The organism is Desulfovibrio sp. SGI.230 (genome assembly GCF_050313065.1).
Lineage (GTDB): Bacteria > Desulfobacterota > Desulfovibrionia > Desulfovibrionales > Desulfovibrionaceae > Desulfovibrio.
Genome location: NZ_JBNPKS010000009.1, coordinates 89828 through 100886, shown reverse-complemented (window position 1 = coordinate 100886; position 11059 = coordinate 89828). Strand labels below are relative to the sequence as shown.

At 62.4% G+C, this 11059-nt stretch carries 10 protein-coding genes and 1 riboswitch; of the genes, 4 read left to right on the top strand and 6 right to left on the bottom strand.

Features of this window, described 5'->3' with window-relative positions; translation table 11 throughout:
* The first annotated feature begins 312 nt into the window (after window positions 1-312).
* The 4 genes from larA to nrdG all read left to right on the top strand — a co-directional run bounded on the left by larA (window position 313) and on the right by nrdG (window position 5296).
* The gene (gene larA / locus ACQRAG_RS08580; protein WP_239463798.1) at window positions 313-1614 is read left to right on the top strand and encodes a nickel-dependent lactate racemase; all 1302 of its coding nucleotides are present in this window, start codon (window positions 313-315) and stop codon (window positions 1612-1614) included.
* A gap of 355 nt (window positions 1615-1969) precedes the next feature.
* A riboswitch (cobalamin riboswitch) is annotated at window positions 1970-2146 on the top strand.
* A 197-nt stretch (window positions 2147-2343) separates the two neighbouring features.
* A complete protein-coding gene (locus tag ACQRAG_RS08575; protein ID WP_304028376.1) occupies window positions 2344-4599 on the top strand; it encodes an anaerobic ribonucleoside triphosphate reductase in 2256 nt (751 codons plus the stop codon).
* Between the two features lie 39 nt (window positions 4600-4638).
* Window positions 4639-4806 carry an anaerobic ribonucleoside-triphosphate reductase gene (gene nrdD, locus ACQRAG_RS08570; RefSeq protein ID WP_006003899.1) on the top strand — a complete coding sequence of 56 codons (168 nt, stop codon included), beginning with the start codon at window positions 4639-4641 and terminating at the stop codon, window positions 4804-4806.
* Entirely contained in the window at window positions 4799-5296 is a 498-nt protein-coding gene (gene nrdG / locus ACQRAG_RS08565; RefSeq protein ID WP_168934632.1) for an anaerobic ribonucleoside-triphosphate reductase activating protein, read from the top strand. The genes nrdD and nrdG overlap by 8 nt, the downstream gene beginning before the upstream one ends.
* Window positions 5297-6130: 834 nt before the next feature.
* On the opposite strand, the gene nifS is transcribed toward nrdG, so the two are convergent.
* The 6 genes from nifS to ACQRAG_RS08535 all read right to left on the bottom strand — a co-directional run bounded on the left by nifS (window position 6131) and on the right by ACQRAG_RS08535 (window position 10984).
* Window positions 6131-7285: a cysteine desulfurase NifS gene (gene nifS, locus ACQRAG_RS08560; protein ID WP_168934631.1), complete on the bottom strand. Its 1155-nt coding sequence runs from the start codon at window positions 7283-7285 to the stop codon at window positions 6131-6133.
* A gap of 2 nt (window positions 7286-7287) precedes the next feature.
* Complete coding sequence (gene nifU, locus ACQRAG_RS08555) at window positions 7288-8130, bottom strand: Fe-S cluster assembly protein NifU (protein WP_040368928.1); 843 nt, start codon at window positions 8128-8130, stop codon at window positions 7288-7290.
* Complete coding sequence (locus ACQRAG_RS08550) at window positions 8114-8563, bottom strand: RrF2 family transcriptional regulator (protein WP_006003905.1); 450 nt, start codon at window positions 8561-8563, stop codon at window positions 8114-8116. The genes nifU and ACQRAG_RS08550 overlap by 17 nt, the downstream gene beginning before the upstream one ends.
* A gap of 11 nt (window positions 8564-8574) precedes the next feature.
* Window positions 8575-9501: a homoserine O-acetyltransferase MetA gene (metA, locus tag ACQRAG_RS08545; RefSeq protein WP_204625620.1), complete on the bottom strand. Its 927-nt coding sequence runs from the start codon at window positions 9499-9501 to the stop codon at window positions 8575-8577.
* A 91-nt stretch (window positions 9502-9592) separates the two neighbouring features.
* Window positions 9593-10315 (bottom strand): ATP-binding protein, encoded by a 723-nt coding sequence (locus ACQRAG_RS08540; protein ID WP_204674018.1) that lies wholly within the window; start codon window positions 10313-10315, stop codon window positions 9593-9595.
* Window positions 10316-10321: 6 nt separating this feature from the next.
* Window positions 10322-10984 (bottom strand): HAD family hydrolase, encoded by a 663-nt coding sequence (locus tag ACQRAG_RS08535; protein WP_168934627.1) that lies wholly within the window; start codon window positions 10982-10984, stop codon window positions 10322-10324.
* Between the last annotated feature and the right edge of the window lie 75 nt (window positions 10985-11059).

Genomic DNA, 11059 nt, shown 5'->3' with positions numbered 1-11059 from the left:
AAAAAAACTTTTGCTCAGGTCTGTCTGCCGGTCCCCGCCGCTGTCTGGAGAGGGGCAGGCGTGGATGTTGCGGGCTGTTTGGTTCGATCCCGTTTACCAAGGGCGGGAGAGGAGGGGGAGCAATGGGCCGGGGCGCAGTCCGGCAGGCGGCACGGAATCAAAGCAAAGTGCTTGGTATGTGATATTTTATAAAATAAAATCGGATGGTTCCCCGGATTTTGGGCTTGCGGCCCGCGGGCGAGGGGCCTATAGTCGCGGACCTCTGCGGAGCTGTTCCGCTGTTTTCTGGCCTTAGAGGGAATGAGGTGCGTCATGTCAGAACATACGCTGCACTATGGTGATATTTCCTGGACCATGCCGGTGGCCGACAAGAACCTGGCGGCCGTGCTGGAGTCCAATCCTGTGTCCTTGCCGGTCATGGAACCGGATCAGGCCGTGCGTGAGGCCCTGCGCCATCCCATCGGCTCGCCCTGCCTGAAGGACATCGTCAACCCCGGCGAGAAGATCTGCCTGCTGGTGCCCGATGTGACCCGCTTGTGGCAGTCGCCCGCGGTCTACGTCCACGTGATGGTGGAAGAGCTCAACGCCTGCGGCATCCCCGACAGCGACATCCTCATCGTCACGGCCACGGGCACGCACCGTGCCCACATGGGCGACGAGCAGGCCCGTCTGCTGGGCGAGGACATCTGTCGCCGTATCCGCGTCATCGACCACGACTGCCGCGATACGGCCCATCTGGTGCACGTGGGCGATACCAGCCGCGGCACGCCGGTGTGGTTCAACAGCTACGCCATGGCCTGTGACAAGATCATCATCACCTGCGGCGTGGTCTACCACTTCCTGGCGGGCTTCGGTGGCGGCGGCAAGATGCTGCTGCCCGGCATCGCCGGTTACGAGACCATCCAGCGCCATCACAAGCAGGCCCTGAACCCCGGTTTCGGCAACGGCACCAACGCCGACGTGCGCAGCGCCAACATGGCGGACACCAACATTTTCCATGCCGACATCTTCGAGGCCGCGGCCATGGCCCGGCCCTGCTTCGGCCTCAATGTGGTGGTCAATGACGATTACCGCATCATCAAGGCCTTTGCCGGTGACTGGGTCCAGTCCCATGCGGCGGCCTGTCGTCTGGTGGACAGCATGGAAGGCGTGACCATCCCCGAGCGTACGCCCCTGGTGGTGGCCAGCGCGGGCGGCTACCCCAAGGACATCAACCTTTACCAGACCATCAAGCTGCTGAGCAACGCCCTGAGCGCCGTGCAGCCGGGCGGGACCATGATCCTGCTTTCCCGCTGCTCCGAAGGCTTCGGCAACCCCGATGTGGAGACGCAGATCTGCGCCTACAGCGACATGCAGGCCCGTGAAAAGGCCCTGCGCGATACTTTTTCCATCGGCAGCTATGTGGGCTTCCTCTTTGCCGAGGCGGCCGAGAAACACAACCTCATCCTGGTGACGGACATGGATGCCGCCCTGTTCGGCAAGACGAAGATGCATGTCTGCCATAGCCTGGACGAGGCCCTGGACAAGGCCCGCCATTTCCTGGGACAGGAGCTGGACGTGCGCACCATCATCATGCCGCACGGCGCCTCGACCCTGCCCAAGCTGGCGGTCTAGCGACCACAGGCTGGCGTGGGCACCTTCGGGTACCCGCGCCGGTTGAAACCGGGGCCCCGCCGGATGCGCGGTCCGTACGCGGGCTGTGTTATCCGGCAGGGGCGTCTGGCAGGGGACCCGCTTCCCGGAGGAGAGCCCTTTTTTTATGCGGAAAAGGGGGCTCCGGCAGGGCGGCAAGTTGTGAAAAACGACGCAGGCGGAGTGGTCTGCGGATTCAAAAATCCCGCCAGCCCAGAATTGGCGCGGACTTTGGCAAATTGCCTGTCTTGGCGCAGACTTGTGATTTTTTACAATTATTTCAAAGTGTTGTAAAATACTTACAAAAACTCTGTGTTGACAGTTGGGGCACCTTTTGCCATCTTGAGCGGGCAGAAGCGCTGCTACGAGCTTCATCGGGAATCCCGTGAGATCCGGGAGCGGACCCGCCGCCGTAAGTCGCAGAACCTGCTCCCCCCGTGTGCCACTGGCAACCGCCGGGAAGGCCGGGAGCAGGGTGACGAGCCGGAAGACCTGCTTCTGCCGCTTGTCCATGGGGACAGCCTCACGGCAACGGGTTTTTGCCGCTGGGAAGGGACGTCATGACACTCTGTCGACGGGCGTCCGTATCTTTTTTCCACCTTTTTTTCGCGATTTTTCAGGGCCTGAGACCTCCCCTACAGGGAGGGTCTTTTGTGTTGACCCTAAAACGGGTCAGGAAAACAAATATCTTTGGATCTGGAGCAGGAAAACATGCTTGCGAGCATCATCAAGCGGGACGGGACCGAGGTCGCCTTTGATTCCGTCAAGATTCTCAATGCCATTACCAAGGCCAACAAGGCGTCCGGCGAGGACATGTCCCCCACGGATCTCCTGTTCGTCACCGAAAAGGTCTGCCGCAAGCTCGAAGCCCAGAACCTCCGCCATGTGGAAGAGATCCAGGACGTGGTGGAAGAGACCCTGATCCAGTACGATTACGCCAAGACCGCCAAGGCCTACATCCTGTACCGCGCCGAGCACACCAAGCGCCGCAACGCGGAATCGTACCTGATGGAGATCTACAAGACCCTGACCTACGCGCCCGCCATCGAAGAAGACATCAAGCGCGAGAACGCCAACATCGACGGCGATACGGCCATGGGCACCATGCTCAAGTACGGTTCCGAAGGGGCCAAGTATTTCACCGACAACTATGTCCTGCCCAAGGACGCCTCGGCCGCGCACATCAACGGTGACATCCATATCCATGACAAGGATTTCTACATGCTCACCGAGACCTGTTGCCAGATCGACCTGATCCCGCTGTTCCGCAACGGGTTCTCCACCGGTCACGGCCATCTGCGCGAGCCCAATTCCATCGAGAGCTATTCCGCCCTGGCCTGTATCGCCATCCAGGCCAACCAGAACGAGATGCACGGCGGCCAGAGCGTGCCGCACTTCGATTACGCCATGGCCGGCGGCGTGGCCAAGACCTTCCGCAAGGAATACCGCCATGCCTTCACCGCCTTCGTGCGCATCAGGACCGGCATGGATGCCGCCCAGGCCGAGGAATTCAGCCAGCAGATCCTGCTGCCCGTGATGCCCGCCATCCGCATGGCCGATGTGGACGAACTGGGCAAGCGCATGGAAGGCCTGGTGGCCGAGAACGAGCGCGATCTGGTGCGTGCCGCCCATGCCTACGCCGCCGAGGAAGCCCTGCGCATCACCGACCGCCGCACCTACCAGGCCATGGAAGCCTTCGTGCACAACCTGAATACCATGAATTCCCGCGCCGGTGCGCAGGTGCCCTTCAGCTCCGTCAACTACGGCACCGACACCTCCGCCGAGGGCCGCATGGTGGTGCGCAACCTGCTGCTGGCCACCCAGGCCGGTCTGGGCAGCGGCGAGACCTCCATCTTCCCGGTGCAGATCTTCAAGGTCAAGGAAGGCGTCAACTACAACGAAGGCGACCCCAACTACGACCTGTTCAAGATGGCCATCAAGACCTCGGCCATGCGTCTGTTCCCCAATTTCAGCTTCCTGGATGCGCCGTTCAACCTGCAGTACTACAAGCCCGGTGACTACAACAGCGAAGTGGCCTACATGGGTTGCCGCACCCGCGTGCTGGGCAACGTGTACGACCCCGACCGCCAGGTGACCTGCGGCCGCGGCAACCTCAGCTTCACGTCCATCAACCTGCCCCGTCTGGGCATCGAGGCCAAGGGCGATCTGGACCGCTTCTTCCAGCTGCTGGACGATCAGATCGACCTGGTGTTCCGTCAGTTGCTGCACCGCTTCGACATCCAGTGCTCCAAGAAGGTGCGCAACTATCCCTTCCTGATGGGCAACGGCATCTGGCTGGATTCCGAAAAGCTGGACTGGGACGAGAGCGTGGCCGAAGTGCTCAAGCACGGCACCCTGACCGTGGGCTTCATCGGTCTGGCCGAGACCCTGGTGGCCCTGACCGGCAAGCATCACGGCGAGAGCGAAGAGTCCCAGAAGCTGGGCCTGCGCATCGTGGAACACATGCGCAAGCGCTGCGATGACGAAGCCGTCAAGACGCATCTCAACTTTACCCTGATCGCTACGCCTGCCGAAGGTCTGAGCGGCCGCTTCGTGGCCCTGGACCGCAAGAAGTACGGCGTCATCAAGGGAGTTACGGACCGGGAGTACTACACCAACTCCTTCCACGTGCCCGTGTATTTCCCCATCAAGGCCTTCCGCAAGATCGAGCTGGAAGCGCCCTACCACAGCTTCACCAATGCCGGTCATATCACCTATGTGGAGCTGGACGGCGATACCTGCAAGAACCTGGAAGCCTTTGAGACCATCATCCGTTTCATGCACGACAAGGGTGTGGGCTACGGATCCATCAACCATCCGCTGGACCGCGACCCTGTGTGCGGCTATGTGGGCGTCATCAACGGCCAGTGCCCCCGCTGCGGGCGCAAGGAGGGCGAGGCCGTGAGTCAGGAAACGCTCAAGATGCTGCGCCGCAAGTATCCGCACATGCCCAACTGCTGCCGTTAGTTTCCGTCACTTTTTACCCCAAGAGGAGGAGCCTGGACCATGCTGATGAAATCTGAACTGACCGAGACCAAAGCCGAAGTGAAAATGGTGGGCGAAGGCGTGGCTTTTGAACGCGTGCGCCGCATCACCGGCTATCTGGTGGGGACGCTTGACCGTTTCAACAACGCCAAGCGTGCCGAAGAACGCGACCGCGTCAAGCATGCCTAGGCTCCGCATCAGCGGTATTGTGGAAGAGTCCATCGTAGACGGTCCCGGACTGCGCTACGTGGTCTTCACCCAGGGCTGTCCCCATCATTGCCCGGGCTGCCACAATCCGCAGACCCATGACTTCGACGGCGGAGAGTTCCGGGATACGGACGACATCCTGCGTCAGTTCATGGAAAACCCCCTGTTGTCGGGCATCACGTTCTCCGGCGGGGAGCCTTTCGTCCAGGCCGAGCCCCTGTGCCACCTGGCCGATGCCGTGCACGCCGCCGGCAAGAACGTCTACGCCTACAGCGGTTACACCTGCGAGGAACTCTACAGCCTTGCCCAAAAGATCCCGGCCGTGGGCCGGTTGCTGGACAAGGTGGACGTGCTGGTGGACGGTCCCTATGTGGAAGCCCTGCGCGATCTGGAGCTGGATTTCCGCGGCAGCTCCAACCAGCGTGTCCTGGACAGGGCCGCCATCGAAGCCCTGCGCCCCGTGGAGGCGTGATTTTTACCGGGGTTTCAGCTGGGGGAAGGAAGGGGCGTTTTTTGTAAAAACTGCCCCTTCCTTCCCCCAGGCCCCCATCCAACCCCGAAAAAACTTTTTTCAGGTCTGCATGCCGGTCCCCGTCGTTGTGTGGTGGTAGCTGGCGTCGCAGCCCGTATGTCAAAAGCCTGCCTTGCGCAGGCTTTTTTGTTTTGGGCGTTCACACCGGGGATACTAGGAATGCAGGAGCGCAAGGACAGCTCGCGCCATGATGCAAGCCCGGATCAGGCATCCGCAGGAGAAGAGGAGGTGTCCCTGTGATGCGCTCTCCGGAGGCTTGGGGCGAACAGCTCCGACATCCGAAAACGTTATGGCGCCGTTCGTCGTCATATGCATGAAGGCCGGATGACGATCTGCCGTCAAAATGGGGATGTGAATTTTGTCGGAGTGCTGGCTGCGGGAAAGAAAAGGGCGTTTTTGTAAGAGCTGGCCTTCTTTCTCCCAGTCCCCCGTCCAATCCCGAAAACATTTTTCTCGGAGCTGTGTACCGGTCCCCCTCGTTGTGCGACGGTGACCGACTTCACAGCCCGTACGTCAAACGCCTGCCTTGCGCAGGCGTTTGTTTTTTGGCGCAGGCTGGGCTTGCAGGGGACTTGCCGAAAGAAAAAAGCCCGGATGCGACATCACAGACAGCGTGGGGCAGCATGCGCCTTCCACAAGAAAGCCCTCCGGGCCTGCAGGCCAGGAGGGCTTTCTTGTGGAAGTATGAGCGGTTTTTGAAGGAGGGAGGGGTGCAGGGGAGGGAGGGAACTTTTTTCCGCAAGGAAAAGTTCCCTCCCTCCCCGCATATCCTCGTTAGTTCTTGAAGGGCGAGATGGCGCGCAGGGTCTTGATGACCTGGGGCATGTTCTCGACCACGAAGTCGATCTCTTCTTCCGTGGTGTAACGGGAGAGGGAGAGACGGACGGAGCCGTGGGCGTAGGTGAAGGGCACGCCCATGGCGCGCAGCACATGGGAGGGTTCCAGGCTGCCGGAGGTACAGGCGGAACCGGAGCTGGCACAGATGCCCAGCTGGTCCAGCATCAGCAGGATGGCTTCGCCTTCCACGTTCTTGAACGCGATGTTGGTGGTGTTGGGCAGGCGGTTCTCGGGATCGCCGTTGACCATGCAGTCAGGGATGGCGGCCAGCAGGCCCTGTTCCAGCTTGTCGCGCAGGCGGGCCACCTGGGTACGTTCTTCCTGCATGTGCTGCCCGGCCAGCTGGGCGGCCATGCCCAGACCGACGATGTAGGGCACGTTCTCGGTACCGGCACGGCGACCGCGTTCCTGGTGCCCGCCGCGCAGGAAGGGACGGAAGCGCACGCCCTTGCGCACATAGAGCACGCCGATGCCCTTGGGCGCGTGCAGTTTGTGGCCGGACAGGGAGAGCATGGAGATGGGCTGCTTGCCAAGGTCGATGGCTTCCTTGCCCACGGCCTGCACGGCGTCGGTATGGAAGAGCACGCCCTTTTCGGCGGCCATCTCCGCCATGCGGCTGATGGGGAAGACGTTGCCCACTTCGTTGTTGGCGTACATGATGGAGACCAGCGCCGTGTCGTCGGACAGGGCGGCGGCGTATTCGTCCAGATCCAGACGGCCCTTGTTGTCCACGCCGAGCAGGGTCACGCGGTAGCCCTGGCGTTCCCAGTACTGGGCCACGTTGAGGATGGCGGGATGCTCCACGCGGGTGGTGATGAGGTGGCGCTTTTCGGGCTGGGTCTGCAGGGCGGACCAGATGGCGGCGTTGTCGCTTTCGGAACCACAGGACGTGAAGATGATCTCGTCGGGATGGGCGCCCAGCAGGGCGGCCATGCGTTCGCGGGCTTCTTCCACGGCGCGGCCCACCTGGCCGCCGAAGGTGTGCATGCTGGACGGGTTGCCGTACAGATCCGTGAGGTAGGGCAGCATGGCTTCCCGGACTTCGGGAGCCACGGCAGTGGTCGCGTTGTTATCGAGATAGATGGTCTTCATGGCTAGGCTTCCTCGACGACGATATCGGCTTCCACATGTTCACGCAGGACACGTTCCACCAGGTTGCGGATGGTCACTTCGCTGGAGCGGCACTGGGCGCAGCGGCCGCGCAGGGACACGACCACGCGCTTGCCGTCCACGTCCACCAGCTCGATGTCGCCGCCGTCGGCGGCCAGCTGGGGACGGATCTCTTCTTCGATGGTCTTCATGACCAGCTGCATGCGCTGCACGTTGGTCATGCGGGGCTTGCTGACCGGGCGCAGTTCGGTAAGGGGCTTCTGCTTGAGCTCGGCGGCCAGGATCTCGGCGATCTGGTCCTGGCAGTCACCGCAGGCGCCGCCGGCCTTGGTGTAGTTGGTGATCTCTTCCACGGTCTTGAGGCCGTTCTCGCGGATGGCGCGGATGATCTGGGCATCGGTGATGCCGAAGCACTTGCAGACCAGGCGGCCTTCCTCATGGGCGTGGGGCACGGGCGTCTCGCCCTTCCACTGGCGGATGGCGGCTTCCAGAGCTTCCTGGCCCATGACGGAGCAGTGCATCTTTTCCTTGGGCAGGCCGCCCAGGGCTTCGGCGATCTCCTTGTTGGTGAGCTTGAGGGCGTCTTCGGCCTTCATGCCCTTGACCATGTCGGTCAGCACGGAGCTGGAAGCGATGGCGCTGGCACAGCCGAAGGTCTCGAAGCTGGCCTTTTCGATGATGCCTTCATCGTTGATCTTCAGATAGAGCTTGAGGGCGTCGCCACAGGCCAGGCTGCCCACTTCGCCGATGGCGTTGGCATCTTCCATGGGGCCGGCGTTATGCGGACGGAGAAAATGTTCATGGACGGCGTTAGTGTAGTTCCACATGATGTTCTCCCGGATCCTGGCAACAGGATCTTTCTGATTCGATGATGTTTTGCAGGGTCTGGTGGCGCAGGAAGTCGCGGACGTGTTCGTCCAGCTGATGCCAGAAGGCCCTGGTGGAGCAAAGCCCCTCGCGCTGGCAGACTTTGCCGCGTCCGAGGCAGGAAACGGGGGATATCTCGCCTTCCAGATGCAGGAAGACATCCTCCATATTGATTTCTGACGGTGGTTTGGACAGGGCATAGCCCCCGCCGGAACCGCGTACGGCACGCAGGATGCCCAGCGGCTTGAGGGCGCGCACGATCTGTTCCAGATAGCCGGGGGAGATGGATTCCTCCTGGGCTACCTGCCCCAGCTGGAGCAGGGAGTTGTCGGGCTGGGCCGCCAGGCGCAGCAGGAAACGGAGACCGTAGCGGGTTCTGGTGGAAAACTTCATAGCAGCCTCGCTCAGGAGTTTTGACCCTGCATGACGAAGTCGTAGGGGGTTTCCTGATAAACGTAGTAGTTGAGCCAGTTGTTGTAGAACAGGTGGGCATGGGCCCGCCAGTTCATGCGCGGCAGCTGGCTGGGATCGTCATTGGGATAATAGTGGCTGGGCACATGGGGGTTCATGCCGCGGGCCAGGTCCCGGCGGTATTCCGCGTCCAGGGTCCCGCGGTCGTATTCCAGATGACCGGTCATGAAGACCTGGGAGTGATCCAGGCTCTCCACCAGGGTCAGGCCCGCCTCGTCGGATTCGGCCAGGATGCGCAGGTTGGGCGTCCGGCGCACGTCTTCGGCGCGGACTTCGGTGTGGCGCGAATGCGGCGCCGGGAAGTCGTCGTCGAAGCCGCGGAACAGGCGGCAGTCTGGGTGCAGGACCTGGTGGCGGAAGATGCCCGAACGCTTTTCAGGCAGTTCGTACTTGGGCACACCGTAAAAGTGGTACAGGGCGGCCTGGGCGGCCCAGCAGATGTAGAGCGTGGAGAAGACATGCCCGTTGGCGTAGGTCATGATGTCCAGCAGTTCCTGCCAGTAGTCCACCTGCTCGAAGGGCAGATGCTCCACGGGAGCCCCGGTGACGATCATGCCGTCGAAGCTGCGGTGGCGGATCTCGCTGAAGGTCTTGTAGAAACGCTCCAGATGCTGCAGGGGCGTATTCTTGGACTGATGCTCCGCCGTGCGCAGCAGGGTGATGTTGACCTGCAGGGGCGAGTTGCCCAGCAGGCGCAGCAGCTGTGTCTCGGTGGCGATCTTGGTGGGCATGAGGTTGACGATCACGATGTCCAGCGGACGGATGTCCTGGCGGACGGCGCGTTCGTCGGTCATGACAAAGATGTTTTCACTTTCCAGAGCGCTGCGTGCAGGCAGGTCGGCGGGAATCTGGATGGGCATGGCTTCCTCGTTGGTCAAGATGTGTTCCGGAATAAAACATAGTTATCTGCTATGTTTTTGTCAAGGCTATTCCGGGGATTTTTGTAAGGATTTACCGGGGCAGGCGGACGGTGTGGCAATGCAGGGCGGCGTGGCTGCCGGCGGCTTCCTGCGCCTGGCGGGCCAGATGCTCCAGCGCGGCGCAGCAGGGGACGCTCATGCGCAGCAGGGTGACGCTGGCAGGGCGCATGGCGAACAGGCGGGCCAGACGTTCGGCATAGTCACCGTTGTTGTCCAGCTTGGGGCAGGCGATGACGGGGATGCGGCCCTGCAGCCAGTCCGTATGCAGACCGGGCAGGACGAAGCCGGAGCACTGGGCGGCCAGCAGGACGTGGGCCCCGCTCAGGAAGGGAGCCTGGGGCGGCAGCAGACGCAGCTGGATGGGCCAGCTGGGGGTACGGGCACGCAGGCTGTCGGGGATGTCGTTGTCGGCAGCGGAAAGGAGAGGCGTCAGGGCGGGAGCGGCAGCGATGTTGCCGGGGGCGGCGAACGTGCGGGGCCGGCTGCCGGGGCAGCCTTGCGGACGGGCCTGGCCATCGCGGGCGGCCTTGGCCGCCAGGGCCGCCGCTTCGTCAAAGGCTTCGGCCTCGCGCATGACGATGCGCAGGGCTCCACGGGGACAGTTCAGGCAGGCGCCCAGGCCGTCGCAGTAACTGTCGCGGATCAGGCGGGCCTTGCCGTTTACGACGGCAAGGGCACCTTCGGCGCAGTCCAGCACGCACTGGCCGCAGCCGTCACATTTTTCTTCGTCGATCTCGATGATGGGACGTTCCATAACACCTCAGGCTTTCAAAAGGATATCTACAAGTTCTTCGGCATCGGCGGCCACCATGTCCGCTCCGGCGGCCTGTACCTCGGCCGCGCCGCGGAAGCCCCAGGCCACGCCTACGGCCGTCATGCCCGCATTGCGTGCCGTCATCATGTCCACGTCGCTGTCGCCCACATAGGCGCAGTCCTGCGGGGCCACGCCCATGGAGGCAGCCATCTGCAGAAGGACCGTGGGGTCGGGCTTGAGGGGGGCGTCATGACGGCCGCCGCGCACCGCGTCGAAACGGATGCCGGGAAAATGCAGCGGGACCAGGGCACAGGTAAGGTCTTCCGGCTTGTTGGAGAGCACGGCCAGCCGGAGCCCGGCATCCTGCAGGCGGCCAAGGGCCGCGACAAGACCGGGATAGGGCGTGGTGCGGATGCTGAGGTGGGCGGCATAGTAGCGGCGCCCTTCTTCGGTCAGGGCATCCAGACGTTCCTGCGGTCCCTGGGCCACCACGGATTCGGGCAGGGCCCGGCGCATGAGGATGGGGAAGCCGTTGCCGACCATCCGCCGGTAGGCGCTGACAGGATGGACAGGGTAGCCGTGGGCGGCAAGGACGGCATTGCAGGCGCCGCCGATGTCGGCAAGAGTGTCCAGCAGGGTTCCGTCCAGATCAAAAAAACAGGCTTTCATGTGACCTCCGAAAGATGGGCCGGGCAGGGTGGCCGTCAAGGCAGGACGCAGTATAGCCGCAAAATCATCCGGCGG